The organism is Streptosporangium sp. NPDC049376 (genome assembly GCF_044466505.1).
GTDB lineage: Bacteria > Actinomycetota > Actinomycetes > Streptosporangiales > Streptosporangiaceae > Streptosporangium.
Genome location: NZ_JBITMT010000009.1, coordinates 143708 through 167920, shown reverse-complemented (window position 1 = coordinate 167920; position 24213 = coordinate 143708). Strand labels below are relative to the sequence as shown.

The 24213-nt window shown below is 68.8% G+C and carries 25 protein-coding genes; 13 read left to right on the top strand and 12 right to left on the bottom strand.

The features are described 5' to 3' along the window. The first annotated feature begins 65 nt into the window (after nt 1-65). Nucleotides 66-1229 (top strand): 3-hydroxy-9,10-secoandrosta-1,3,5(10)-triene-9,17-dione monooxygenase oxygenase subunit, encoded by a 1164-nt coding sequence (gene hsaA, locus ACIBVQ_RS23420; protein WP_352014571.1) that lies wholly within the window; start codon nt 66-68, stop codon nt 1227-1229. Then, nucleotides 1226-1759 carry a 3-hydroxy-9,10-secoandrosta-1,3,5(10)-triene-9,17-dione monooxygenase reductase subunit gene (gene hsaB, locus ACIBVQ_RS23415; protein WP_362779863.1) on the top strand — a complete coding sequence of 178 codons (534 nt, stop codon included), beginning with the start codon at nt 1226-1228 and terminating at the stop codon, nt 1757-1759. The genes hsaA and hsaB overlap by 4 nt, the downstream gene beginning before the upstream one ends. An 84-nt stretch (nt 1760-1843) precedes the next feature. Here the strand turns inward: hsaB and ACIBVQ_RS23410 are convergent, their stop codons facing one another. Beyond that, the gene (locus tag ACIBVQ_RS23410) at nt 1844-3340 is read right to left on the bottom strand and encodes an FAD-dependent oxidoreductase (protein ID WP_399179888.1); all 1497 of its coding nucleotides are present in this window, start codon (nt 3338-3340) and stop codon (nt 1844-1846) included. A 460-nt stretch (nt 3341-3800) separates the two neighbouring features. Between ACIBVQ_RS23410 and ACIBVQ_RS23405 the strand changes: the two genes are divergently transcribed. Further along, nucleotides 3801-4289, top strand: coding sequence for a MarR family winged helix-turn-helix transcriptional regulator (locus ACIBVQ_RS23405; protein WP_399179886.1), 489 nt, complete (start codon nt 3801-3803; stop codon nt 4287-4289). 247 nt (nt 4290-4536) lie between these two features. On the opposite strand, the gene ACIBVQ_RS23400 is transcribed toward ACIBVQ_RS23405, so the two are convergent. The 3 genes from ACIBVQ_RS23400 to ACIBVQ_RS23390 all read right to left on the bottom strand — a co-directional run bounded on the left by ACIBVQ_RS23400 (nt 4537) and on the right by ACIBVQ_RS23390 (nt 6301). Then, nucleotides 4537-5634: a winged helix DNA-binding domain-containing protein gene (locus ACIBVQ_RS23400; protein ID WP_399179884.1), complete on the bottom strand. Its 1098-nt coding sequence runs from the start codon at nt 5632-5634 to the stop codon at nt 4537-4539. Then, complete coding sequence (locus tag ACIBVQ_RS23395) at nt 5631-5801, bottom strand: hypothetical protein (RefSeq protein ID WP_399179882.1); 171 nt, start codon at nt 5799-5801, stop codon at nt 5631-5633. Before ACIBVQ_RS23395 ends, ACIBVQ_RS23400 begins: the two co-directional genes overlap by 4 nt. 77 nt (nt 5802-5878) lie before the next feature. Beyond that, nucleotides 5879-6301: a VOC family protein gene (locus tag ACIBVQ_RS23390; RefSeq protein ID WP_352014577.1), complete on the bottom strand. Its 423-nt coding sequence runs from the start codon at nt 6299-6301 to the stop codon at nt 5879-5881. Nucleotides 6302-6411: 110 nt separating this feature from the next. On the opposite strand from ACIBVQ_RS23390, the gene ACIBVQ_RS23385 reads away from it, so the two are divergent. After that, a complete protein-coding gene (locus tag ACIBVQ_RS23385) occupies nt 6412-7398 on the top strand; it encodes a helix-turn-helix transcriptional regulator (protein WP_399179880.1) in 987 nt (328 codons plus the stop codon). Between the two features lie 262 nt (nt 7399-7660). On the opposite strand, the gene ACIBVQ_RS23380 is transcribed toward ACIBVQ_RS23385, so the two are convergent. Then, nucleotides 7661-8260, bottom strand: coding sequence for a helix-turn-helix domain-containing protein (locus tag ACIBVQ_RS23380; RefSeq protein ID WP_362915046.1), 600 nt, complete (start codon nt 8258-8260; stop codon nt 7661-7663). A gap of 140 nt (nt 8261-8400) precedes the next feature. On the opposite strand from ACIBVQ_RS23380, the gene ACIBVQ_RS23375 reads away from it, so the two are divergent. Both ACIBVQ_RS23375 and ACIBVQ_RS23370 read left to right on the top strand, forming a co-directional pair. Then, a complete protein-coding gene (locus ACIBVQ_RS23375; RefSeq protein WP_399179878.1) occupies nt 8401-8535 on the top strand; it encodes a hypothetical protein in 135 nt (44 codons plus the stop codon). Between the two features lie 58 nt (nt 8536-8593). Next, nucleotides 8594-9760 carry an FAD-dependent oxidoreductase gene (locus ACIBVQ_RS23370; RefSeq protein ID WP_399179876.1) on the top strand — a complete coding sequence of 389 codons (1167 nt, stop codon included), beginning with the start codon at nt 8594-8596 and terminating at the stop codon, nt 9758-9760. A 223-nt stretch (nt 9761-9983) separates the two neighbouring features. Here ACIBVQ_RS23370 and ACIBVQ_RS23365 read toward each other — a convergent pair whose 3' ends face one another. Continuing rightward, nucleotides 9984-12359, bottom strand: coding sequence for an ATP-binding protein (locus ACIBVQ_RS23365; protein ID WP_399179874.1), 2376 nt, complete (start codon nt 12357-12359; stop codon nt 9984-9986). A gap of 742 nt (nt 12360-13101) precedes the next feature. Here ACIBVQ_RS23365 and ACIBVQ_RS23360 point away from each other — a divergent pair. Beyond that, nucleotides 13102-13728, top strand: coding sequence for a pentapeptide repeat-containing protein (locus ACIBVQ_RS23360; protein ID WP_399179872.1), 627 nt, complete (start codon nt 13102-13104; stop codon nt 13726-13728). A 367-nt stretch (nt 13729-14095) separates the two neighbouring features. Here the strand turns inward: ACIBVQ_RS23360 and ACIBVQ_RS23355 are convergent, their stop codons facing one another. Together ACIBVQ_RS23355 and ACIBVQ_RS23350 are read right to left on the bottom strand one after the other, a co-directional pair. Beyond that, complete coding sequence (locus ACIBVQ_RS23355) at nt 14096-14629, bottom strand: alpha/beta fold hydrolase (protein ID WP_399179870.1); 534 nt, start codon at nt 14627-14629, stop codon at nt 14096-14098. A gap of 53 nt (nt 14630-14682) precedes the next feature. Then, the gene (locus ACIBVQ_RS23350; RefSeq protein ID WP_399179868.1) at nt 14683-15051 is read right to left on the bottom strand and encodes an alpha/beta fold hydrolase; all 369 of its coding nucleotides are present in this window, start codon (nt 15049-15051) and stop codon (nt 14683-14685) included. 822 nt (nt 15052-15873) lie between these two features. Here ACIBVQ_RS23350 and ACIBVQ_RS23345 point away from each other — a divergent pair. Continuing rightward, the gene (locus ACIBVQ_RS23345) at nt 15874-16461 is read left to right on the top strand and encodes an exonuclease domain-containing protein (RefSeq protein ID WP_399179866.1); all 588 of its coding nucleotides are present in this window, start codon (nt 15874-15876) and stop codon (nt 16459-16461) included. A 645-nt stretch (nt 16462-17106) separates the two neighbouring features. On the opposite strand, the gene ACIBVQ_RS23340 is transcribed toward ACIBVQ_RS23345, so the two are convergent. Then, a complete protein-coding gene (locus tag ACIBVQ_RS23340) occupies nt 17107-17742 on the bottom strand; it encodes a DDE-type integrase/transposase/recombinase (protein ID WP_399179864.1) in 636 nt (211 codons plus the stop codon). 419 nt (nt 17743-18161) lie between these two features. On the opposite strand from ACIBVQ_RS23340, the gene ACIBVQ_RS23335 reads away from it, so the two are divergent. The 5 genes from ACIBVQ_RS23335 (at nt 18162) to ACIBVQ_RS23315 (ending at nt 21409) form a co-directional block, all read left to right on the top strand. After that, complete coding sequence (locus ACIBVQ_RS23335) at nt 18162-18314, top strand: hypothetical protein (RefSeq protein WP_399179862.1); 153 nt, start codon at nt 18162-18164, stop codon at nt 18312-18314. Between the two features lie 899 nt (nt 18315-19213). Continuing rightward, entirely contained in the window at nt 19214-20338 is a 1125-nt protein-coding gene (locus ACIBVQ_RS23330; RefSeq protein WP_399179860.1) for a cytochrome P450, read from the top strand. A gap of 30 nt (nt 20339-20368) precedes the next feature. Further along, the gene (locus tag ACIBVQ_RS23325) at nt 20369-20794 is read left to right on the top strand and encodes a fumarylacetoacetate hydrolase family protein (RefSeq protein WP_399179858.1); all 426 of its coding nucleotides are present in this window, start codon (nt 20369-20371) and stop codon (nt 20792-20794) included. A 36-nt stretch (nt 20795-20830) separates the two neighbouring features. Further along, a complete protein-coding gene (locus tag ACIBVQ_RS23320) occupies nt 20831-21133 on the top strand; it encodes a 2Fe-2S iron-sulfur cluster-binding protein (protein ID WP_362915077.1) in 303 nt (100 codons plus the stop codon). A gap of 27 nt (nt 21134-21160) precedes the next feature. Then, nucleotides 21161-21409, top strand: coding sequence for a hypothetical protein (locus tag ACIBVQ_RS23315; RefSeq protein ID WP_399179856.1), 249 nt, complete (start codon nt 21161-21163; stop codon nt 21407-21409). Here the strand turns inward: ACIBVQ_RS23315 and ACIBVQ_RS23310 are convergent. From ACIBVQ_RS23310 to ACIBVQ_RS23300, 3 genes are all read right to left on the bottom strand, one after another. Beyond that, a complete protein-coding gene (locus ACIBVQ_RS23310) occupies nt 21391-22017 on the bottom strand; it encodes a hypothetical protein (RefSeq protein ID WP_399179854.1) in 627 nt (208 codons plus the stop codon). The genes ACIBVQ_RS23315 and ACIBVQ_RS23310 overlap by 19 nt on opposite strands. A 333-nt stretch (nt 22018-22350) precedes the next feature. Then, nucleotides 22351-23592 (bottom strand): IS256 family transposase, encoded by a 1242-nt coding sequence (locus ACIBVQ_RS23305; RefSeq protein ID WP_399179852.1) that lies wholly within the window; start codon nt 23590-23592, stop codon nt 22351-22353. A 179-nt stretch (nt 23593-23771) separates the two neighbouring features. After that, nucleotides 23772-24209: an Lrp/AsnC family transcriptional regulator gene (locus tag ACIBVQ_RS23300; RefSeq protein WP_352014748.1), complete on the bottom strand. Its 438-nt coding sequence runs from the start codon at nt 24207-24209 to the stop codon at nt 23772-23774. Between the last annotated feature and the right edge of the window lie 4 nt (nt 24210-24213).

Sequence of the window (24213 nt, the reverse complement as noted above, 5' to 3'; positions counted from 1 at the left end):
AGCGGCCCTGTCCGGTCGGCTGGAAGATTCTGGCCACCGTCCCTCCGACACAGGAGCCCAGCCAGATGAGCGAACACGTGCTGACCGCGATCCGCGACCTGTTGCCCGTCCTCGGAGAACGCGCGCAGGCGGCCGAGGACGCCCGCGTGGTCCCCGCGGAATCGATCAAGGAGCTGCGCGAGGCGGGCTTCTTCCGTCTACTGCAACCCGTGCGCTTCGGCGGACACGAGGCCGATCCGGTGACCTTCTACACCGCGGTGCGCATGATCGCCGGCGCCTGCGGCTCCACCGGCTGGGTCGCCTCGGTGCTCGGCGCCCACGCGTGGCACGTCGCCACCTTCCCGGCCGCGGCGCAGGAGGAGATCTGGGGACGCGACCCCGCCGCCCTGGTCTCCTCCGCGTACGCGCCCGTCGGCCGGGCCACCGTCGTCGACGGCGGCTACCGCCTTTCGGGCACGTGGAACTTCTCCTCGGGGGTGGACCACGCCACCGCCGCCATCCTCGGAGCCCTGATCACGGGCGAGGACGGCAGGCCCACCGACTGGGTGGCCTTCCTGGTGCCGCGCGAGGACTACACCGTCCGCGACGTCTGGCGCACCGTGGGCCTGCGCGGCACGGGCAGCAACGACGTGGTGGTCGAGGACGTCTTCGTTCCCGCGCACCGCGTGCTCAGCTTCGCCGACTCCTTCCGCTGCGTCTGTCCGGGGCAGGAGGTGAACCCGAGCCCGCTGTACCGCATCCCGCTCTACTCGCTGATGACCACCACGATCGCCACCCCGCTGGTCGGCATGGCCACCGGCGCCTACGAGGCGCACGTGGCGCACCAGCGGCAGCGCGTGCGGGTGTTCGTGGGGGAGAAGGTGAAGGACGACCCGTTCGCGAAGGTCCGCGTCGCCCGCGCGGCCAGCGAGGTGGACGCCGCATGGCTGCAGCTCACCCGCAACATCACCGAGGTCTACGACACCGCGCGGCGCGGTGAGCCGATCCCCACCGCTCTGCGGCTGCGGCTGCGCCGCGACCAGGTACGGGCCTCCGAACGGTGCATCGCGGCCGTGGACCAGCTCTTCGAGAACTCCGGGGCGGGAGCGCTCGCCGAGGGCACCCCGATCCAGCGGTTCTGGCGCGACGCGCACGCGGCACGGGTACACGTCGCCAACGACCCGGAGGCGGCGCTCAAGCTCTTCGGCGACGGGGAGTTCGGCGAGGACGTCACGGTGGGCATGTTGTGAACCCCTCGCTCTTCCGGCAGGTCCTGGGCCACTTCTGCACGGGCGTGACGGTCGTCGCGACCATGCGGGACGAGCGGCCGGTGGGCTTCGCCTGCCAGTCCTTCGCCGCGCTCTCGCTCGACCCGCCGCTCGTGCTGTTCTGCCCGGCCAGGTCGTCAGGAACCTGGCCGGACGTCGAACGGTCAGGCCGCTTCGCCGTCAGCGTGCTGGCCCACGACCAGCGCGAGACCAGCACGCTGTTCGGACGGGGCGGTGCGGACCGCTTCTCCAGCACCCCCTGGCGGCGCTCGCCCAGCGGCTCGCCACTGCTGGAAGGGGCGCTGGCCTGGGTGGACTGCTCGCTGGAGGCCGTGTACGAGGCGGGCGACCACTACATCGCCGTGGGCCGGGTGCACGACCTGGGCGCCGGTCCGGGCGAGCGGCCCCTGCTGTTCTACCGGGGCGGATACACCGTCACCGAGCCCCCGGCGTCGCCCGCCGGAGCCCAGGAGGGCTTCCTCACCTGGGCCAGGCCGGGAGACTGGTGCTGATCCACCGGCGAAGCCCCGGTCGATTCGAGGCGTAGAGAAAGGGGCCGGGCCACCCCCGCCTGCGCAGGGACGACCGGAGACGCGTCACCGCACGGGACGGACGCCGACGCCGTCGAGGTAGGCCTCGACGGCGCCGAGTTCGGCGGTGCCGACCACGGCCGCGACGTATCCGTCCGGCCGGATGAGCGCCCACTGCTCGGGCGACAGCCCGTACGCGCTCCGGACGTGGCCTCCGGTGTCGCGGATGTCGCCGCCGACGACGTGGATGCGCAGGCCTTCGCGCGGTTCCGGGGCCGGGGCGTCGCCGGGTTCGTAGCCGAGCAGGGTCCAGTGTGGTCCCTGGAACAGGCTGAACAGCCGTGTGGCGAGCCCGCCCGCGCCGGTGACGGGAGCGTCGGGCGCGCGGTCGCCGGACGCCACGCCCTTGTAGGGCTCCAGGCCGGTCAGCGACAGAGACGAGCCCGGATAGCCGACATCGAGCTGGGTCACCTCGCGGCCCCGGCGCATGTCGCGGTTCTTGGCCGCTTCGAGCAGCTTCTCGGACAGGCCGAGGACCGCCTCGGCGACCGGTCGGCGCTCCTCCTCGTAGGTCGCCAGCAGCGACTCCGGCGCGCCGTCGAGCACGGCGGCGAGCTTCCAGCCAAGGTTGTAGGCGTCCTGGACACTCGTGTTCAGGCCCTGTCCGCCGGTCGGCGGATGGCAGTGCGCGGCGTCCCCGGTCAGGAGCACGCGCCCACGCCGGTAGGCGTCGGCCAGCCGGGCCTGCATCGTGAACACCGATGCCCAGGACACCTCGCGGATCACGACGTCGTCTTGGCCGCCGCGCTCGTGGAGCAGGGCGGTGAGCCCCTCGGCCGAGAGGTCGACCTCCACGTCGAGGGGGACCGGGGCCATGTACTGGAACGTGTCGGTGCCGTGGAGCGGGCACAGCGAGACGCTCCGTTCGGGCTTCTCCTCGCCCCAGCGGTGCCAGACGCGCGACGAGGCGCCGTCGACCCGCACGTCGGCCACGAGCGCCCGCACGTTGAGGGACTTCCCGCGGAACTCGATGCCGAGGGCCTTGCGGACGAAGCTCGATCCGCCGTCGGCGCCGACCAGGTAGGCGGCCCGCACGGTCCGCTCCCCGTCGGGGGCGGCGATCCGCGCGGTCACGCCGTCGGCGTCCTGGTCGAAGCCAACGAGCTCGCAGCCGTACTCCGGGGCGTGACCGAGTTCGGTCAGCCGCTCCCGCAGCCGGCGCTCGGTGAGGAACTGCGGAACGAGCAGCGGGATCTGGTACGGCTCGGCAGGCGTCGGCTCAGGCAGGATCCCGGCGTGTTTGTCGACCGGCCCGTCGTGGGTGTAGGTGCGCAGGGGAGGGTACTCACCCCCCGAGGCGACGATCCGGTCGATCACGCCGAGGTCCTCGAACACCTCCTCGGTGCGCGGCTGGATGCCCTTGCCGCGTGAGCCGATGAACGGGTGCGGCGCCTTGTCGATCAACCGGAACGCGATGTTCCTGCGGGCGAGATCGATGGCGAGGGTCAATCCCGCCGCGCCGGAACCACAGATGATCACATCAAGGTCTTCGTCGCGTGTCACGGTTCACCTCTCCGTCGGTGACGGTCGGCCGGGCAGCCATCCCGTCCGATCCAGATTTATGTGTATTTGGCACGGAGTATGTTCCGCAACCAGAGCGGTCGTCAAGCCCTCCCTTGTGGTCGACGCATCGTCCCGGCAGTGTTCCGGCCATTGGAAAAAGCGGTCTGAACTGGCCTTTCGTAACCTTGGTGCATGGGAGAAATCTCGATCCAAGTGTTGTGGTAGCGCTGGTGGAGAATTATGTGTGTAATGAGCGCATCTTCCGGAGGTGGCCGTCCGTTCCCACGCCGGTCATGAGGTGACCGATCACCCGTCGCGGGAACGGCACGGCCTCCGCCACGCCTCGCCACCCGCATCCGCGTCGCCGCCGGGCACCGTCGGCCTACCGGAGGCTGCCGGTATCCTCGCCTTGGCATCTCCCCGTCCGTCCGCAAGGGCACGTAAGGCATCGGTGGCGAGCATGGCTTCCCAACACCGCCGGCACATCGCGTTCCGGCGCCTGCACGAATCGCTCGTCGACCTGGTCGCGCTGATGAACCTGCCGCAACGCGACGAGGCCCTCATGGCCGAGGCAGGCATCGATCTCGACCGCTCGTTGTTCAAACTGATCGTCGGGATCCGGCGGTTCGGGCCGATCGGCGTGGTCGAACTCGCCGAACGGGCAGGACGCGACCACACCACCGTCAGCCGGCAGGTGGCCAAACTCGCCGAGCTCGGCTTGGTCGAGCGGCGTCCGAACCCGGCGGACCGACGGGTCAAGGAAGCCGTGATCACCAGTGCGGGCCGTCGTGTCACGGACGCGCTTGAGGCGGCCAGGCAGAGGCTCGTCGGCTCCGCCTTCGCCGAATGGAGCGACCAGGACCTCGTCCAGTTCGAGCAACTGATGCGCAGGTGCGTCGACGACATGCTCGCCATGTCCGCGGCCGACAAGGAAGAGGGCGGTCAGTAGCGCCGCTCAGCCGAGTGGCCCCGAAACGCCTCCGAGCCGGCCGCGTACCGGTTGCCGAACCTGCCCGAAGACACTCCGCCGGTCGACCTGGTCACCCTGGCCACGATCCGCCGGCGCATCGAGCGCGACGACCGGGAATCGAAGACCGGTCAGGGCCGGGGCCGTCACAGGAGACGTCCTCATCACCAAGTGGACGTTTCGCGCTCCGCGGGCCAACGCGTTCGCGGAACCTCACAGTGGTTCGATCTCAGGGAACGGCGGCGAACTCCACGCGCCTGCTGTCTCCGTCGGACAGGAACGACGCCAGCGCCTGCCCCTGCTCGGCCACACTGTCGCGCTCGGCTCGTGAGAGGCGGCGCAGTGGGCTGACCAGTACGGCGCCGCCCTCGACGTTCCAGGTCGCGGCGACCCGGCCGTCGACCAGCACGAAGCGGGCGCCGGTGACCGACAGGCCGCGGTGGGCGTCGTCGATGACGCGGGTGCGGTCGTGGTAGCCGAGGACGGCGTTGTCGAAGGCCGGCAGGAACCGTACCGGGGCGGGGACGCCGGGATCGGGGCGGGGTGCGTCGGGGAGATCCAGCAGGTGCCGGCCCCGCTCGTCGCGGAAGCCGACCAGCTCGTCCCGGATCGCGGAGACCGCCGCGGGCAGCCCGGCCAGGCCGCACCAGGCGCGCAGGTCGGCGGTGGCCGCGGGGCCGAACGCGGCCAGGTAGCGCCGTACCAGCGCCTGACCGGCCAGGTCGGGGCCGTCCGGGGAGAGGGGGTCGACCTCGCGGCCCAGCCAGGCCGAGAGCGGAACGTTGCGCACCCCCGCCTTTCTGCGCCACAGGCCACGCGGCGGCATCTGCGCCATCGGAACCAGGGCGGCGACCAGCATCTCGCCCAGCGCCCGCGGCCCCGGCTCCGGCCAGCGCCCGGCCAGCGTCCGCGCCAGCTCGGCCATCGAGCGGGGCTCGCCGTCGGCCGTCACCGCCCGGCCCGCCTCCGCGAGCTCGTCGAGGTCCACCCCGGCGAGCTCACTGCGGTAGGTCCCGAGTACGCGCCGGCGCAGCATGCCGTCGTGGCGCGCCCGCCAGGCCAGGACGTCCTCGGCGGCCAGGAGGTGGACGGTGCGGCGCATCAGGTGCGTACGCACCACACTCCGCCGGATCAGCAGGTCCGACAGAACCGCTGGGTCGAACCCACGCACCCGTGACCAGAGCCCCACGAACGGTTCCTGCGGTTCCTGCGCCTGCAGGCCACACAGATGCGTGACGGCGTCGAGGACCGGCATGTCGGCGTGACCGAGCAGCAGCTGCCGGGCGAGCGTCGCGCGGTTGAGCGCCCTGATGTCGAGAACGGTCATCGGATCTGGGCCTCGACGATGTCCTCGGTCTCGCTGTAGGAGTACACGTCGGCGGTGTCGATGACGTTTTCGTCGTGGTCAGGATTGCCGGCCCGGCCGAACATCATGGTGCCCGGGCAGTAGGGGCTGACCTGCATTCCGGTCCGCCCCAGCGGACGCGTTCTCATTCCGGCTGTCTCCTTCGGTTTCTTCGGTGGCCCCGGGGCGTGGTGCGGGAGGCGCACTCCCGCACCACGTGTGACGTTCAGCCGTTGTACTCGCTCACGACGTCCACGACCCAGACGACGCCGAAGCGGTCCCTGAGCATGCCGTAGAGCGGGGCCCACTGCGCGGGCCCCAACGGCTGCACGACGGTGGCGCCCTCGGAGAGCTTGTCCCAGTACGCGGTGATCTCCTGCGCGCTCTCGCCACGCAGGGAGAGGAAGAAGGAGTTCTCGCCCTGGTTCCACGGCATCCGCGAGGGCACGTCGTAGGCCATCACGTGGAAGCCGTTGTCGGCGAGCACCTGACCCCACATCACCTGGTCGGCCTCTGCGGGGTCCTGCACGCTCCCGGCGTCCTTGTAGGTGACGACGGCGAGGTCACCGTCGAAAACGGACTGGTAGAACTCAAGTGCCGCGCGGGCGTCGCCACGGAAGTTCAGATGAGTCACGGACTTGACGGTCATATCGGCTCCTGATCATTGACTGTCGTCTCTGGACGCCGTTGTCCGGCGCGAGACAACAGTCACAGATGAAGAGGACAGGTTGTGGCCGCTTCTCAGGGCAGTATGGGGCCATGCCGAAGACCTCCGCGCGACTGCTGGCGTTGCTCTCGCTGCTCCAGGCACGCAGGGACTGGCCGGGGGCACTGCTGGCCGAAAGGCTGGACATCAGTGCGCGTACCGTGCGCCGGGACGTCGACCGCCTGCGCGAGCTCGGCTACCCCATCGTGGCGACCAAGGGTCCCGACGGCGGCTACCGGCTTGAGGCGGGTACGGACCTGCCCCCGCTGTTGTTCGACGACGAGCAGGCCGTCGCCCTGGCCGTCGCGCTCCAGACCGCCGCCATGTCGGGGGCCGGCATCGAGGAGGCCGCGGTACGGGCGCTGAACACCGTACGACAGGTCATGCCCGCTCGGCTGCGCCACCGGATCGACACCCTTCGGATCACCACCGTCGAGCGGCCGGGCAGCCGGACGGACTCGCCGACCGACAGCGGTGTGATCATGGCGCTCAGCGCCGCGGTGCACGCCTGCCAGGTGCTGCGCTTCGACTACTCGCCGCACAGAGGAGACGACGGCGGCGAGTGGCCCCCGCCGCGCCGGGTGCAGCCGCATCACCTCGTCAGCCGGGGCGGGCACTGGTACCTCGTCGCCTGGGACCTCGACCGTGAGGACTGGCGCACCTTCCGTGCCGACCGGATCACCCCCCGCGCCCCAACGGGACCCCGCTTCACCCCGCGCGAGCTGCCCGGAGGCGACGTGGCCGCCTTCGTGAACGGCAGGTTCCGGGGCTCCGACGGCGACTGGTCCTGCCACGGCGAGGTGATCCTCGACCTGCCCGCCGCCGTCGTGTCCCAGTACACCCACGACGGACTCGTCGAGGAGGTCGGCCCGAACCGTTGCCGCCTCGTCCTGGGCTCGTGGTCCTGGGTCGCCCTGGCCGCCGCCATCGGCAGGTTCGACGTCGACTTCGAGGTGGTCGGCCCGCCCGAGCTCAAGGACGCCTTCGAGCACCTCGCCCGGCGCTACGCCGCCGCCGCGACCGGCCGCGCCCTCCCCTGACCGGGAGGAGGATCCCGCCGCAGGACCTCTCAGGACCTGTCCGCCTGCGGCGAGGCACGCGCCCGGATCCAGGCCGCCGACGGCTACCCCACGCCGGCGGATGCCCCTCCTGTGGGCTTCCACCACGACGGCGTACGGTGCCGCAGACCGCTGGGAGTCGGCTGGAGAGCCCGGTGGTGGATCCGGTCCTGCCTGCTCGGCGTCTCCTGGACGGCGGCCGGCTCGTCCGGCCGTCTCGGGGGTGGAGGGGCGGGCCCGTCGGTTACGGCTGGGGGGCGATGTTCTGCCAGCCGCGGTCGAGGAGGTCGAAGGCGCTGGTGATGGCTTCGTCGGCGTCGTGGTGGTCGCGCACGGAGCTGGGCGCTTCGAGGGCGAAGTGGGCCAGGGCGGTGCAGGCGGGGTCGTCGGCGGGCAGGCCGCTGTCCTCGGCGATGGCCTGGGCGAGGGAGGTGGTGTGGCGCAGCCAGAGGGCCCGATGGTAGTCGCCCAGTGCCGGGGTGCTGTTGACCAGGTCGAGGAAGGCCCGAAACTCGGGGGTGCTGTTGGCGCCGGCCCGCCGGAAGCGCAGGGCGTGCTCGCGTAGCGCGGCCGGGATCGACTGGCCGGAAGGGCGGTCGCGTACGGCCGACAGCAGGCTCTTCTCGACGTCCTCGGCCTCGTCGAAGACGAGGGCCTCTTTGACGGGGAAGTGCTTGAACAGCGTGGTCGTGGACACGTCGGCGGCGTCGGCGATCTCGCGGATGCCCACGTCGTCGTAGCCGCGCTCCAGGAACAGCCGCAGGGCGGCGTCGGCGATGGCCTGGCGGGTGGCGGCCTTCTTGCGCTCACGGCGCCCGATGGGAGCAGGGCTGTCATCAAGCATGAAAGCAACCTACACCATTTGTTGCTCAGGTTAAAAAGTTGACTTGTTGTACTTTTGGATCTGGTGTGGTTCTCTCGGTGCAGCGGTCGGCAGCCCTTGCCTCTCCACCGAAGCCCCTGGGAACAGGAAGTGATCTCGCCATGCCCAAAACCGTCCCCGAGCCCGCCCCGGTGCTCGCCGTGCCGATCTCCACCGGCGCCGTCGCCGTGGTGGCCGCGCCGTTCACCGTCGAAGCGCCGCTCGGCAAGGCACGCCCCGCCCCCGCACGGGCCTGAACCCCTCTTCTCCCGTCACCACCGGCCGCCAGGCCGGACCACGAAACGGAGCACCACCGTGAACACACCCCGCATCGCCGTCATCGGCGCCGGCCCCGGCGGCCTGACCTGCGCGACCATCCTGCAAAAGCACGGCATCGCCGTGACCGTCCACGAAGCCGACGCCGCCGCAGGAGTCCGCGACCAGGGCGGCAGCCTGGACCTGCACGCCGACAGCGGCCAGCTCGCCCTCAAGGAGGCCGGCCTGCTGGAGAGTTTCTTCGCCCTCAGCCGCCCCGAAGGCCAGGAGATGCGCCAGTACGACGCGACCTCGGGAGAGCTCGGCTTCCACCACGTCCCCGACGAAGACGAGGCCCACCGCCCCGAGATCGAACGCGGCGTGCTGCGCGACATGCTGCTGGACTCCCTCACCCCCGGCACCGTCCGGTGGGGCCACGCCCTACGGGCCGTCGAAGGCCCCTCCGACGGCCCGCGCCTGCTGCGCTTCACTGACGGCACCACCACCGAAGCCGACCTCGTCATCGGCGCCGACGGCGCCTGGTCCCCGGTCCGAGCCGCGATCTCGGCCGCCCTCCCGCAGTACACCGGCATCACCTTCGTCGAGGCCTGGTTCCACGACGCCGACACCCGGCACCCCGACATCGCCGAGTTCGTCGGCAACGGCAGCGCCATCGCCGGCGACGGCGCGCGCGGCATGTTCGCCCAGCACAACGGCGGCGGCCACATCCGCGTCTACCTCATCCAGCGTCTCGCCCTCGACTGGCTCGCCCAGGCCGGTCTCACCCACGACGACACCGAAGGCATCCGCGCCTTCCTCCTGGACGCCTACCGCGACTGGGCGCCCGGCCTGCGCCGCGTCATCACCGACAACGACGGTCGCTACCTCCAGCGCCCCATCAACGCCCTGCCCGTTCCGCACATCTGGGAGCCCAGCCCCACCATCACCCTGCTGGGCGACGCCGCCCACCTCATGCCCCCGCTCGGACTCGGCGTCAACCTCGCCATGCTCGACGCCCTCGAACTCGCCCTCGCCCTCGCTCACAACCCCGTCATCGACGACGCCCTGCGCGCGTACGAGAAGACCATGATCCCCCGCTCCCACCAGATGCAGGCCGAACTCGACGGACGCGCCGCCGACCTCATGGCCGACGACCCCTTCGACGCCGAGGACCCGCAGGCCCACCTCAACGCGCAGGACAACCAGCCCCGACCGCCGGCGACATGAAGTCGCACGTTGTGAGTGATCACGAGAAAGGAGACCCGGCACTGTCGGGATCGTGATCCAGGTCAGTGTCTGAGACCTGTCCCCGCTCTGGCGTGCGTCGCGGGTGACCGTGGGGTGCGGAGCCCGGAGGGAAGCCCAAGGGTGCCCGTTCCGTCCGGGGGCCAGGCCGTGGCCATGGAGTTTCCCCAGCTGGACGGCGTGGCGCCGTGAAAGAGGACAGCCGTCATGCTCCCTGCTCCGTGGGGGACGGGCTGATGAGCGGCAGATGAAGGACGAAGCGTGCCCCGTGAGAGGGCGCGTTCTGGACGTCGAGGGTGCCGTGGTGGGCGTGGGCGATGCCGCGGGCGATGGCCAGTCCCAGTCCGGTGCCGCCGTGATCACGGCTGCGGGCGGTGTCCAGGCGGGTGAAGCTCTGGAAGATGTGGTCATACTCGGTTTCGGGGACTCCCGGACCATCGTCGGTGACGCTGAGCTCCGCCTTACCGATGGTGTGGCGTACCCGCACCACGATGCTGTGCGCGGCGTGACGCTGGGCGTTGTCGAGCAGATTGCGCAGAATCCGACAGATCTGCGGGGGGACGACATCGACCATCACACCGGGGTGCGCGTCCAGGCGTACCTCGTGGCGGTCGCCGGTACGGCTGCGGATTTCGGCTTCGGCGAGTTCGGCCAGGTCGACGCGCTTGAAGGCGGTAGGCGGGTCGGCGCCGAGCCGGGCCAGCAGCATCAGGTCGTCGATGATGGCCTGGAGCCGGTTCACATCGCGCAGCGCATGGTCGATCAGCTCGCCCAGGTGGGTCTGGTCGGGATGCAGCTGTGCCTCCTCCAACTGCGCACGCAGTCCGGCAAGCGGGGTGCGCAGTTCATGGGAGGCATCGGTGGTGAACCGCCGCTGGAGTTCGAGGGACCGTTGCAGCGACGCGGTGGCACGTTCCAGTTCCAGGGAGATGGCGCGCTCGTGGGTGTAGCGGCGGGCGTTGTCGATGCACACCGCCGTACGGCTGACCAGTGCCTCGGCCAGGGAGACATCGTCGGCCTCGAACGGATCGGACGCCTGCCGCCGCGTGAACGTCACCACCCCCAGCACCCTGTCCTGGGCCAGCAACGGCACCGCGATGACCGAGGAGGCCGGTTCTCCGGTCACTCGCACCGGCCGGGAGCCGCCCGGATCCGGCCAGAGCACCGTCTCCCCACTCGCCAAACAGCGCGCCTGCTGGGAGGAAGGGAGGTAGCGCACCGGCTCGCCCGCGGCGACCGGGCTCACGTTCTCCTGGGCGCTCCGGACGGCGACCCGGCGCAGGCCGCCGGTGAGCGCCGCGGGCTCCTCACCGCGCACGACGCCCTCGCTGAGATCGACGGTCACCAGGTCGGCGAACCGTGAGACGGTCACCCCGGTGAGTTCCTCGGCCGTCCGCACCACGTCGAGGGTCTGACCGATGTTCATGGCGGCCTCGCACAGCAACCTCAGGCGCTTGCGCGCCGCGGTGGCGAGTCTGCCGACCTCCGGTTCGCCGAAGAGGAGCAGCCACGGGGCGATGGGGGTGAGCGCCTCCCCCGGGGAGCCGGACGGCGGCCGTGCCTCGTCCTTCTCGCCCATGCCGAGCTCCACGTCGCCCACCACCGGAAGGTGGTCCGCGCCGGGCGCGATCCTCACAGGATCACCACCGCCTGCGGCGCTACCGTTGACGACAAGATCCACGTTCGCGGTGTTCTGGTGGTGTGCGACGGTCACCGACGGGGCCGTCGAACGGCCCAGCCGATCGTATGTCGACGTGACGGGGTCGTCGGCGAGGGACTGCCACCGGCCGCCCTGGATCCGGACCTGCGCCACGACGCCGACCATACCGGCGGGTTCCGGCCCAGGCAGGGCGCGCAGTGTGGCGTTACGGCCGTGGGACAGGGAGACCTCGACGGCCGCCCGTTGCCCGTACGCGATCAGCTCGGCGGCCTTCTCCTCCAGCGCGAGACGATCGCCGAGGGGGAGATCGCGGAGCAGCGAGTCGGCCTCCTGAGCGGGCAGGAGGTCGGGCAGGTCCGCGGTTCGCAGGTACGCGTCGAGCAGGGCGCGTTCCTGTGCGGTGCTCTGCTCCAGGAGCCGTTGTTCGATGGCCTCGGCCACCTGCCGGGCGAACACGCTCATCGTCGGATGCGTGTATTTGTTCAGGCACGAGATCGTCACCACACCGCGCGCGTGCCCCGTGAGCGGGTCGAGGATCGGGACACCGGTGGCGGTGAACGGCTGCATGCATCCGGCCAGATGTTCGAAGCCCACCACCTGCACCAAGCGTTTCTCACGCAGGGGGGTGCCCGCGGCGTTGGTCCCGAGAAGTGCTTCGGAGTACTCCACGCCCGGGAAGTGACACCTGGGGTCGAGCGCTCTTTTCAGCTGCAGATCACTCTCATAACGCTGCAGCATTCTGGCCCGTTCGTCGGTGAGGAGCAGAGCCGTACCCGTGTCCGCGATCGCGACCCGGAACCGCTCGAACACCGGCCTGGCCACCCGGGCGAGGGCGCAGTCCACGTCGACCTCGACCGGATCGGCGAATTCGAGCCGCTCCGGGACGAGCCCGAGCTCCTGACACCTGCGCCACGACTTCAAGATGGCAGGCCGAACACTCCCCTCTGTCGACTGTCCCTCGTAGAACCGCTCAAAGATCCGCTCGGTGCGTGCGGCCATGCTGATCCCCCGAAACCTGCAGCCGACGTCGTTCCTGGCACACCTCTCCAAGATTAAATCGCCAGCATACATAGCAAATCGCGACAAATCCCCAAGTAAGACCAGGTCAGGGCAAATTTCTGTCCAGGCGGCCGCTGCTCGCGGCGGCCGGCATGGCCGGTGCCGCCGAGGGCGAACCGCGCGACGCGGGCCGGGCGCTCACTTCTCCGCTCACCTTGCCGCGCTGGTCCTCGACATCGGCAGGTTCTGCCGCGTCTGGCTTCAGCCCGACGCTCGACCGCCCCCACCGCCTGAACCGCGGGGGTCCGCGAGCCCTCCGGCCCGCCTGCGCCGTTACGCGACCACAACCGGCAACCCCGTCATACGTTGATCCACTCAGCCAGACACCTCTGGAATCAAGCCGCCTGCGATAGCGCGACAACCACGGTTCCGGCGCGGGTGCGGTAGCCGCTGCGGCGGTTGGCGCGCTCATCGGTCCGCTCGCCGTATCCGGCGCCGCACAGACTGTCGGCCTCGGCGAGGGCCTTCCCCATGGATCGCAGAGCATTCCGCTCGCGACCGTGAGGCCGTCATCTCCATCAAAGCCGCCTACCTGCGTACGCACCTGCCATGGCCGCCCACCGGGCCGGAAACACCGACGGCGGACACGCCCATCAACGACGTCGTGCCGCTGGAGGTCCGGGTGGCCGACGCCCAGGTGGCGCTGACCGGCCTCGGTGTGCTGTGCCGGCATCGAGAGCAGCCCTGGGTCAACCTCAGCATCACCGACTTGCGCCGGGCCGACTGTGACGGGCTCTGGCTGCCCGGGGTCAACCTGGATCGCTCCTGTATGGAGGCGGCGGGTCTGTACCACGCCAACCTGACGCAGGCCTCCCTCGTCTCGGTCAACCTGCGGCACGCCGACCTTAAGACCGCGCTCCTGCGCCGTGCCCGCTTCGCCCTGGCCGACCTGCGAGGCGCACGGCTGGTCGAAACCGACCTGCGCGACGCGGACTTCACCGAGGCAGATCTGCGCGAGGTGAACCTGCGCAAGGCCGACGCGGGCGGCGCTGTCTTCCGCCGCGCCGACCTGCGCCTAGCCGACCTGCGGGGAGCCGACCTGAGTACGGCCGACCTTCTCCAGACACGTCTGACCGGTGCGGTGGCCAGCGAGCGCACTCGCTGGCCCGTCGGCTTCGACCACGCGGCCGCCGGTGTCGTCCTCGCCGAGGATCCTGGCCCCGAACCCCTGCCCCTGCTTCAGCCGCCGGGGATAACGATGCAGCACCCGCCCCTGAGGTCCATGTCGTGACCGAGGTGCACGCTTGAAGGCTGGTGGGAAGATCCCGGCTGACGCTCCTCGGAGAAACGACGGCGATGGTCCACCGTTCATTAAGTGAGGAACGTCTCAGGTGACGATCACGGCCGGCTCAGGGACTCAGCCCCGAATCTCGGTCTTCGTGTTCGGAGCGGGTGACGGGAACCGGACCCGCGCTGTCAGCTTGGGAATCGGCTGCTGGCTTTGAGGGGCTGAGCTGGGAAAACAGGGGTGAAGGCCAGGGCTGGTCGAGTTCCCGTGGCTCCCTACCTGCTCTGGCACGCCCCCTTCTGATCGGAAGGCCCCCAAATGATCTCTACGACGACTCGGGTGGCTCGGCCCGACGGCTTGGAAGTCCCGGTCAGAGGCTGTCGAGGAACTCCACGAGCAGGCGGTTGACGTCGTCGGGGCGTTCCTGCTGGATCCAGTGGCCGCAGTCCAGGAGGTGACTGCCGGTGAGGTTGGGGAGCGTCTGCGGATAGGCGTCCATGGCGTCGGAGAGCCACATGGTGGAGGCGTCACGGGTGCCGCCAAGGAAGAGGGACGGCTGCTTGATCGGGGAACCCGCGTACGTGGCCAGGTCCTCCCAGTCACGGTCCATGTTGCGGTAGCGGTTGAGGGCACCGGTGAAGCCCGTGCGCTCGAACTCGGCGGCATAGAAGTCGAGGTCGTCCTGCGTCAGCCAGGAAGGCAGCGCGCCGGTGGGGAAACGCTCGCGCAGTGTGCCGCCCTGGGCGACGAAGTGTGGGTCTGAGGAGCCCGCCGCAGTCATCGTGTCCGCCGACAGGGCGCTGTAGAACCCAGCGAGCCAGCCGCGCACGTCGGGCTCGATCTCGGCCTCGGCTCGTCCGGGGCGCTGGAAGTAGGAGACATAGAACTCTTGCTCGCCGCCCATTCCCGCGAACACTTCGCTTGGCCGAGGCCCGCCGGGCGGGGTGTAAGGGACGCTCAACAATCCGACCGCACGAAACACCTCGGGCTCAACGAGTGCGGACTGCGCAGCGATCGTCGCCCCCAGTCGTGGCCGATGATCACAGCGGAGCTTTCGTCGAGCGCCCGGACCACCGACACGTTGTCACTGATCAAGTCGAGCATCCGGTACGCGGCGGGGTCCTGCGGCTTGGACGAACGCCCGTAGCCCCGTACGTCGAGCGCGACGGCCCGGTAACCGGCTGCCGCCAGCGCGGGAAGTTGCCGCCGCCAGGAATACCACGACTCGGGGAAACCATGGACGAGCAGAACCAGCGGGCCGCTGCCCTGTTCTACGACGTGAATCCGCTCCGCGCCCGCTTCCAGGATCCGGTGCTTCGCCGTCATCGTCCCTTCTCGACCAGGGCTCGTCGGTCGCCCCGACTATAGGGTCGAGGGAGGTCAGGGCCCAAGTTTCTTGCCATTCCGGCAAAAGGACGCATCAACCCGATCTTCGGCGGCTGGGTAATCACAGAGATCACATCCCGCCAGGTCCGCATCCGGCACACGGGCCTGACCGAGCACGGTCTCGGCGCATCACCTCCTGCGCGGCATCCTCAGCACCGCCGTTGCCGGTGAGCTGATCAAGAAGGCGGGCGTGGAGCACCCGGTCCTCACGGTGCCGATGGTCTTCGCGCCGACGGATGCGATGCCGCGCCTTGGTGCTCCTGGCCATTTGTGGCAGGCGATGGCTCGGCGGGTGCGCCCGTACCCAGCGACCGAGGAGCAAGGTCACCTGTTCTGACACGACGCTGAGAATCAACCCAGAAAACAATCAAGGCCAGATCCGGAAACCGTCCATGACCTGGGCCTTCGTAAGCGGAGCGGACGACGGGAATCGAACCGGCGCTGTCGGCTTGGGAGTCGCCTGCTGGTGTCGGTGGGCTGAGCTGGGAGAACGGGGGCGCAGGATGACGGCCCGCAGACGAGAGGTGGCGCCTCGGGGGTGGTCAGGGCGGCGTTGGCCAGACCGTGACCGTGGTCGCCGGACTCGATGGCGACGGCGCTTTCGCGCATGAGGATGTAGGAGATGACGCGCTGGTCTCCCAGTTCCACCGCGTAGTCCAAGGCTTTGGAGGGCCGGTTCGAAGAGGTCGCGTTGGCGGTGACGGTGCGGGCATGTGGAAATTGAGGTGCCAGAACCGGGCACGCACCCCTAACTTCGGCCCCATGCGCCGCGAATCCGCCCTGCTGAACGTCATCGATGTGGAAGCCACCTGCTGGGACGGACAGCCGCCGCCCGGTTCTGTGAACGAGATCATCGAGATTGGTCTCACCGTCGTGGACCTGTCGGTACGGCGCCGCGTGTCCCGGCATCGTGTCTTGGTACGTCCTGTCCGGTCGGCGGTGAGTGACTTCTGCACCGAACTGACCGGCCTGACGCAGGCCGAGGTGGAACGGGGCGTCACCTTCGCCGAGGCATGCCGGATCCTCGTCGAGGAGTACGAGGCCGGGAGGCGTCCCTGGGCGAGCTGGGGAGAGTACGACCGTCGGCAATTTGCTCGGCAGAGTCAGGCCGACGGGGTGGCCTACCCGTTCGGCTATCCAACGGAACGCACCCACACCAACGCCAAGGCCGTATTCGCCGCGGCGTATGGGCTGCGCAAGGAACCCGGCATGGACCACGCTCTACAGATCGCCGGGCTGCCGCTCGAAGGACGCCATCACCGTGGCGAGGACGACGCGTGGAACATCGCGGCACTCGTTCTCGACCTGTTGGGCCGTGGGGCGTGGCCGGTCACGGCCACAGTCGTCTAGGGAAGCGCCTCGACCTGACACCGAGCCCAAAGGCGCATCGGTGACCCTCGGGCCGCCCAAGTCCGCTGCCGGGCCGTACGGTGGCCCTGCCCGAGCGAAGCTTCACACCCACGTGGACAAGTACGTCGGAGACGGTGACGAGGCATTCGTCTTCCTCGCGACGGAAAGGAACCGCGGCTGTCGGCCTTCACCCGGTCGTGGGCCAGGAAGCTCAAGAAGGGGCCCTGACCGCAGTCCCTTCCATGATTTGCGTCACACGGACAACGGTTCGCCTCCCAGCCGGGTGCGACGCTGCGGGAACTGAGGAACCGTATGAGCCGCTTGACCACCCAGGCCACGCTCATCTACCCGCACCGAGGGAGACCGCCGATGGTACGGGCACGCTCGCTCAGGAGGTTCTCTACGAGAGAGGCCGGGGTGGATCGGACACGGAGGCCGGAAAGATCGAAGATGGGATGCCCGGGATTTTCCGGGCAGTCGGCTTGTGGGCTGAGCCTGTGCGGCTCGTGGATGCTCGGCGAGTGCCTCAGGGGGTGTGCGGTAGCCGAGCGCCGGGTGCGGGCGCCGCCGGTTGCAGAAGCCCTCGATGGAGCGGATGACCTGCTGCCTGGCCTTGGCGCGGGTGGTGAGGACGAACCGGTCCGGTCACTCGGTTTTGATCGCGGTGAAGAACGATTCGGCCATCGCGTGGTCGTGGCGGACGCCGGTGCGGCCGGCCGGGCGGCGGATCCGCCGGTTGGCGCAGTATCGGCCAGAGGCGTCGCTGGTGTGGTTCGAGCCGTGATCGGTGGGGAAGACGGCGTTCGGCTCGGCCAGGCCGGTGTCGATCGCCATGCGCGGGGCGTCTTTGACCCGTTCGGTGCGGTAGTGGCCGGCCATCGCCCAGCCGATGACGGCCTTGCTGTGGCGGTCGATGACGGTGGCCGGGTGGACGAACCCTTCCCGGGTGCGGATATGGGCGATGTCGCCCACCGGTTTGGTCCCGGGCCGGGGCGCGGTGAAGTCCCGGCGGGCCAGATCGGGGATGCCGCGGAAGTCGCCCTGCTGGGTGGTGCCCGGCCGGAGCGCCCGCGCCTGGACCGGGGTCGGTTCCGGCTCGCGCATCAGCGCCAGGACCGGTTCCGCCGAGTAGTGCTGCCCGGTTTGGGGCGGTGCGGCGTGCACGCGGCGGTGGCCGTAGGTCTGGTGGCTGCCGGAGAGGCGCATGTTGAGGTGCTCGCGTCGCTGGGCGGTGGGCGGGGCGGGCCGTCGGCGCCATTCGTGGTGGCCCGAGCGGGACACCTGCGGTCATCGGCACATCCGGACGATGCTGCGGGTGGCCTTCTGCGCGTCGATCAGCTCGTATGTGGCGAGCGTCATCGCGTCTCGGCGGCGAGGAAGGCGGCGGTGCTTTTTCAGGAACGTCAGCTTTTCGCGCCGTTCGGTGTTCTCGCGTTCCGGTTCGCGGATCCGGGCGCGTTCCGGCCCGGACAGCGGCTGCTCGGCCTCGGGTGGATGGTTTTGTGCATGTTGACCCGGCTACCGAGGGTGGTGGGGTTCATGCGAGCTCGCGGGCCGCTGAGGCGACCGTGCGGGGCCGTCCAGCATCATGCGGGCGGCTTCCTCCTTGAACTCGGGCGAGAACCACCTGCGACGTCGCGTCACGTGCCTATCTCTTCCAGGCTCTCTGTCAGGTTATGTGCCTGACTGTCTGGAAATCGTTGAACACCCCAGAGGACATTCTCGGCTTTGCCTACTTCCGTAACTCGGGCGGCTTGCGCATCGAGATCCAGAACATCAACGACGAGCCGGCCATGGATGCCTGGCTTCGCGGCAAGCCGCTCTGGGCCGACTGGTTCGCTAAGCTTCAGTAGGACATTGCGGACTTCGTTGGCTCGTCGCAGCGGTCAGCCGACGTCGGCCGCTGCGCTGCATTTCTTGTCGTTTCCCTCTACCGCTCGTCTCCCAGGCCGTCGTGGAAACCACAAATCAATGACCAGAAACCTGCGGTTGCAGCCATGAATTGTGAAGTGCCCAACGTCTGCTTTCGATGAAACTGGAGGCACTCCCGGCCGGCTCGCCACGGCTGTCAGAGGAATGCGTCATGACACCCCTTGTGCCGATCTCAAAATCAAAGTCAGGCAGCGACCTGCTGTTCAGCTCCCTGACGGGCACCGCTGCGCAAGGCCGGATCGCAGGATGTGCCGTTCTACCCGCAGCTCCACAGCAGTATCGCGGCGAACCTCTCACCGGAGCAGCATTCTTGGCGCAGAACCCGGCCAGCCGATTCTCGGTCATCGAGGCCGCCGAGGCGGCGGTGCGGACGATGGTGAACGCGGCGGCCTCGCGACCGTCCCGGTCGAGCACACATACGGCGTGCTCGGTGGACGCCCAGTCGATCCCGGCGAAGAACAGTGGCGACCACTCTGCGATCTTCCTGCTTGTAGTGCACGGCAGGAGCCAGGCGGAGGCGGGGGAACCGGCAGCGGAGTGGTCACTGACCGGCGCTCTGTGGCGCGGCCCTTCGTCATCGCTTCGCGGTTCCCGGGAAGCAGGGGGCGGCGGCGTCATGAGGGCCCACGAGGAGCGACCGACATAGGTCGTCGCCCCGGCTTCGCCTGGTTCCCATCACAAGCCCTGTCGGAGAGCCTGCACAGAAGAGGGTGCACCCGTGACCAACACATCCGATCTCGTTCACCTCGACCCTGCGGACCCCGCCTTCGCCGCAGACCGCTACGCGGCCTATCGGAGCATCCGAGACATCTCACCGGTCATGCGCACTGTCGTGCACGGGCAGGACTCCTGGCTGGTGACCGGCTTCGCCGAGGTCGAGAAGACGCTCAAGTTCCCGACGAACACCGTGCAGCCACGCCCCGGAGAGCACCCGGCACACATCGGCGAGGGCCCCGCATCCGAGTTCTACCGGCTGTCGATGCCGTCCACCGACGCCCCCGCACACACCCGCCTGCGCAAGCTCGTGGCTCCGGCGTTCCAACCGCGGGCTGTGACCCGAATGCGATCCTGGGTGGAGGAGCTCATCATCGTCGGCCTCGACGAGCTTTCCCAGCACGACGGCGAGGTCGACTTCGTACACGACTTCGCGATGAAGGTCCCAGCGCGGATCGCCTGTCGGCTGCTGCACGCTCCCATGGAAGACGCGGGAACCGTCCTGCAGCGGGTGCCGGCCCTGAACGCCATCTTCAGCCAAAGCGACCTCACCTCGGAGCAGCTCGCCGAGGCCGATGAGGTCGCACAGTTCTACTTCGACTACATCGGCGACATCGTCGACACGCTTCGCGGCAAGGTCGGCGACGACGACGCCGTAGGCGCTCTCATCAACGCGGAAGCGGCCGGGGACCGCCTCTCTCGAAACGAGCTCGTGGTCACCCTGGTTGGCTTCTTCATCGCCAGCTACCACACGACGATGATGGCGATGACCAACGTGGTCAACTCCACCGCCCGCTTCCCTGACCAGTACCGGCTCCTTGCCGGTGACCCGACCCTGGCCGCTGCGGCTTGGGAGGAGAACCTGCGGTTCGACACGCCCATCCACTTTCTCTGGCGTTACGCCGGCGAAGGACTGGAGCTCGACGGCACGCCTATCCCGCAGGGGTCGCACCTGCTGCTCGGCCTGGCCGCGGCGAACCGTGACCCGCGTCGCTTCGACAACCCCGACGTCTTCGACCTTTCACGCCCCGACAACCGCCACCTCTCGTTCACGGCCGGCAGCCACTACTGCATCGGAGCACCGCTCTCCCGGCTCGAAGGCGACATTCTCCTGCGCGAGCTTCCGAAGCGCCTCCCGAACCTTGAGGTGCTGGAGGAGAACCCGCCCCGGTTCCCGGACCTGATCTTCCCGACCATCACCCGGCTCACCGTCGCTCCGCAGGGTCGCTGATGCGCACCTGGTCGCGCCCGCAGGGAGAAGGTGAAGAGCCGTGGTGAGCAGGCGCTCAGGTGCGAATACGCAGGCACGTCGGCTTGCCGCGAGCACCCCCTGCTCTTCCAGATCGCTCGCTCCAAGAGCTCCGCCACGTTCTGCCCTACGGGTCCCCGGCTCGTCACCCCGGACGAGTTCGACCCGAGCGATGCCCGCCTTCGGCTCCGGGCCAACGGCGCGCTTCGACAGGACAGCACCACCGCCGACATGGTGGTCGATGTCGCCGGACTCATCTCCTCGGTCAGCGCATCGATCGCACCGCGGCCGGGGGGCATCCTGCCGACCGGCACGCCCCCGGGGTGCGGCTTCCAGCTGGACCCGCCCAGCTACCTCACCGACGGCGACATCGTCGAAGCGACCATCGACGGACCCGGACACATGCGCACCCACGACGCCACCGTCGCCGCGGTCTGAAACACCACGCTCAGAAAGGAACTCACCTTGCCTTTGGTGACTTACCGCGGGCCGGATGGGGAAACCACCATCGACGTTCCCCCCGGCACCCGGCTGATGCAAGCCGCAATCGACGGCGACGTCGACGGCATCATCGGCGAGTGCGGCGGAAACGTGATGTGCGCTACCTGTCACGTCTACGTCGGGGCGTCCGACGTCGACGTTTTCCCGCCGATGAGCGCCGACGAGGATGAGATGCTCACCTGCACCAAGGCGGAACGGCGCACAACGAGCCGGCTCAGCTGCCAGCTCCCCGCTCCCGCACACGACATCACCGTCGAACTGCCGGAGGACCAGTGATGACCGGCCCACCGATCATCATCGTGGGTGCCGGTTCACACCGCGCTCCTCCTGCGAGACGAAGGTGTCGAGGAGCCGATCATCTTGGTGGACACACTCCCCGGTCCAGCGGCCACCACTGTCGAAGGCGTTCCCAACGGAGGATTCGGACCCGAAGCTGGAGTTCCGACGCGCAACATCACCCTGGTCAACGACCACGTCACCGGCATCGATCGAGAGGCGTTCCGGGCGCTCTTCGCCGAGGGCGCCTCGCTCGCCTACAGCCACTGGAGGTGAGGATGGGGGCCTCCTGGAGTCGGCTGAGCAAGTACGGTCCCACTTCTTCCGGCGAAGACGGTGAGCATGTCGCGGACATCGGGCTTGGCGCAGGCGCGCAGCAGGGCGAACTCCTGCTCGGTGAGAAAAATCATCTCGTCGTCGCCCTCGCCGTCGTCCAGCCGGGGCAGGCGGGTGCGGGCGGCGGGGTTGGAGACACGGATGGGCGGGGTGGCCTCGACCGCTCCCTGCAGGATGGCGTACAGCAGGCCGTGCAGGTTCTGGATCGTCTTGGGCGCCAGCGGCCGTCGCAGCCACGCGCGGGGGTTGCCCGGGTCGGGGATGCCGCGGTGGAGGTCGTTCACCCAGGCGGACACGGTCGTCCGGTCGAAGACCGGGCTTTCGTCGCGCAGGTCCAGGCCACCGAAGGTCGGCACGATGTGGTTCTTGAGGTCACGCTCGTAGTCGTGGCGGGTGCGTTCTTCTATGCCGGACAGATTCGCCACGAACCGCTGGGCGTATTCGGCGAAGAGGACAGGGTCGGCTTTGACGGGTTGTTCCTCGGGTGGGGGTGCCCAGCCGAAGCCGCGGATCCAGTTCTCGGGCCAGTGATGCCCGCATGCTTCCACAGCCAGTTTGAAGGTGAGGGCGGCTGCCTTCTGGTCGGAGGACTCCAATTGCCAGGCGCCGGTTCTGGGGCCGGCAAGTCGCCAGTGAACTCGGTAGGTCTTGGTTTTCCCGTCCTTGCGGACGCGGGTCTCTATGCGTGCCCTGGGGCCAGTTTCAGCTGGTCATAGGGCATGCCAAAGGAAATTCAGAAGATCGTTCGGCGGGTGTGAGCCCATGGTGAGCCCATAAAGATCAAAAGCTTGACCGGTGATCAGGGGATCGCCTGGTCAGGCTCGGTCACGTCCAGCGAAGTGGTGTATGAGCTGACCTTCGCGTGATCCTGTTTCTGCAGGTTAAGCGGTAAGTGTCTGCGGTAGCGGATTATGGGCCGGTGTGTCGCCGGTAAGAACGCGCATCCGGCACTTGGCCAGGGCGTCGATTCCCATGTAGCGGCGGGCCTCGGTCCACTCGTCGGTCTGCTCGGCCAAAACCGCACCGACAAGCCGGACGATCGCGGCCCGGTCGGGGAAGATCCCGACCACGTCGGTGCGGCGGCGGATCTCCTTGTTCAGCCGTTCTTGAGGGTTGTTGGACCAGATCTGCTTCCAGACCTCGCGGGGGAAGGCGGCGAAGGCCAGCACCTCCTCCCGTGCTCGATCCAGGTGTTCGCACGCGGCCGGATATCTGGCCGCCAGTGCCTCGATGACCCAGGAGTACTGGGTGTGCACCGCTTCACTGGTGGGCTGGTCGAAGATGGTGCGCACCAAGGTGGCCACCCACGGCTGCGCCGACTTGGGTACGGTCGTCAAGAGGTTGCGCAGGTAGTGGGTGCGGCATCTCTGCCAGGACGCACCCGGCAGGGTCGCGCCGATCGCCTCCACCAGGCCGGGGTGGGCGTCGGAGACGACCAGCTGCACCCCGCCCAGGCCGCGGGCCACCAAGCCCCGCAGGAAGGCCAGCCAGCCGGCGCCGTCTTCGGCCGAGGTGACCTCCAGCCCGAGGATCTCCCGGTTGCCGTTGGTGTTAACGGCGGTGGCGACCAGGACGTGCACGTTGATGATCCGGCCGCCTTCGCGGACCTTCTGGGTCAGGGCGTCCAGCCACACGAACGCGTACGGCCCGGCGTCCAACGCGCGGGTGCGGAAGGCCTCCACCTGAACGTCGAGGACCTTGGCCATCTGGGAGACCTGGCTTTTGGAGATGGTTTTGATGCCGAGCTGTTCCACCAGCTTGTCGACCCGCCGGGTGGACACCCCGAGCAGGTAACTGGTGGCCACCACGCTGATCAGCGCCTGCTCGGCCCGCCGCCGACGCTCCAGCAGCCACTCGGGAAAGTAGGAGCCCGAGCGGAGTTTCGGAACGGCGAGTTCGACGGTGCCGGCGCGGGTGTCCCACTCGCGGGCGCGGTAGCCGTTGCGGCGGTTGGTGCGCTCGTCGCTGCGGGTGCCGTACTCGGCGCCGCACAGGGTGTCGGCCTCGGCCGACATCAACGTCTCGGCCATGGTCTTCACCATGGATCGCAACAGATCCGGATCCTGCTGCTGGATCTGCTCCGCCAGCCACGTGGCGGGGTCCACACTGTTGTTCACGGCCATCGCTTTCTCTCCTTCGATCTTGATGTCGCAATCACGAAGGATCACGCGATGGCCGTCCTCATTCACGGCGCCACGCCATCTAGCTGGGGAAACTCATACACCACGTCCGTGGACGCAACCCTCGGCACCCCTACCAATGGCCCGCCAATCCGGTCCCAGCCCTACCTTCTGTTTGGCGATCAGCCGATCGTAATCGGACGCTCGAAAAATGTCTCCAGTACGACGATCGCCTGCGTACTGGAGACGCCGGGAATGTCGTAGATCCGCCGGAGTACGTCCTGCAACTGCTCAGTTGTCGGGGTGCGGACCTTAAGCAAAACCGAGGCGGCACCGGCGATGACGTGCGCTTCTTGTACTTCAGGCAGGGCGGCGAAGGCCGCTGCCGTATCGCCCATCCAGGCGTTCGAGTTGACCATGACGTAGGACAGAACCTCCAGGCCCAGGGCTTTTGGATCCACATCCACGGTCGTGGCGCGGATCGCTCCCCGCTCGCGCAACTTCCGCACTCGCTCGTGAACGGCGCCCGCGGACAGGCCGACACTCTGCCCCAGTGCGGCGTAGGACTGTGTCGCGTCTCGCTGCAACTGTGCGATCAGCACATGATCGTTTTGATCCATGTTC

What these genes read in the sequence shown, in the direction of transcription:
- ACIBVQ_RS23400 (WP_399179884.1), bottom strand. Translation starts at nt 5,634, where the DNA reads ATGACCGTTCTCGACATCAGGGCGCTCAACCGCGCGACGCTCGCCCGG.
- ACIBVQ_RS23330 (WP_399179860.1), top strand. Translation starts at nt 19,214, where the DNA reads ATGCGCACTGTCGTGCACGGGCAGGACTCCTGGCTGGTGACCGGCTTC.
- ACIBVQ_RS23345 (WP_399179866.1), top strand. Translation starts at nt 15,874, where the DNA reads ATGCGCCGCGAATCCGCCCTGCTGAACGTCATCGATGTGGAAGCCACC.
- ACIBVQ_RS23300 (WP_352014748.1), bottom strand. Translation starts at nt 24,209, where the DNA reads ATGGATCAAAACGATCATGTGCTGATCGCACAGTTGCAGCGAGACGCG.
- ACIBVQ_RS23385 (WP_399179880.1), top strand. Translation starts at nt 6,412, where the DNA reads ATGCCGAAGACCTCCGCGCGACTGCTGGCGTTGCTCTCGCTGCTCCAG.
- hsaA (WP_352014571.1), top strand. Translation starts at nt 66, where the DNA reads ATGAGCGAACACGTGCTGACCGCGATCCGCGACCTGTTGCCCGTCCTC.
- ACIBVQ_RS23350 (WP_399179868.1), bottom strand. Translation starts at nt 15,051, where the DNA reads ATGACGGCGAAGCACCGGATCCTGGAAGCGGGCGCGGAGCGGATTCAC.
- ACIBVQ_RS23355 (WP_399179870.1), bottom strand. Translation starts at nt 14,629, where the DNA reads ATGGGCGGCGAGCAAGAGTTCTATGTCTCCTACTTCCAGCGCCCCGGA.
- ACIBVQ_RS23395 (WP_399179882.1), bottom strand. Translation starts at nt 5,801, where the DNA reads ATGAGAACGCGTCCGCTGGGGCGGACCGGAATGCAGGTCAGCCCCTAC.
- ACIBVQ_RS23305 (WP_399179852.1), bottom strand. Translation starts at nt 23,592, where the DNA reads ATGGCCGTGAACAACAGTGTGGACCCCGCCACGTGGCTGGCGGAGCAG.
- ACIBVQ_RS23380 (WP_362915046.1), bottom strand. Translation starts at nt 8,260, where the DNA reads ATGCTTGATGACAGCCCTGCTCCCATCGGGCGCCGTGAGCGCAAGAAG.
- ACIBVQ_RS23405 (WP_399179886.1), top strand. Translation starts at nt 3,801, where the DNA reads ATGGCTTCCCAACACCGCCGGCACATCGCGTTCCGGCGCCTGCACGAA.
- ACIBVQ_RS23375 (WP_399179878.1), top strand. Translation starts at nt 8,401, where the DNA reads ATGCCCAAAACCGTCCCCGAGCCCGCCCCGGTGCTCGCCGTGCCGATC.
- ACIBVQ_RS23390 (WP_352014577.1), bottom strand. Translation starts at nt 6,301, where the DNA reads ATGACCGTCAAGTCCGTGACTCATCTGAACTTCCGTGGCGACGCCCGC.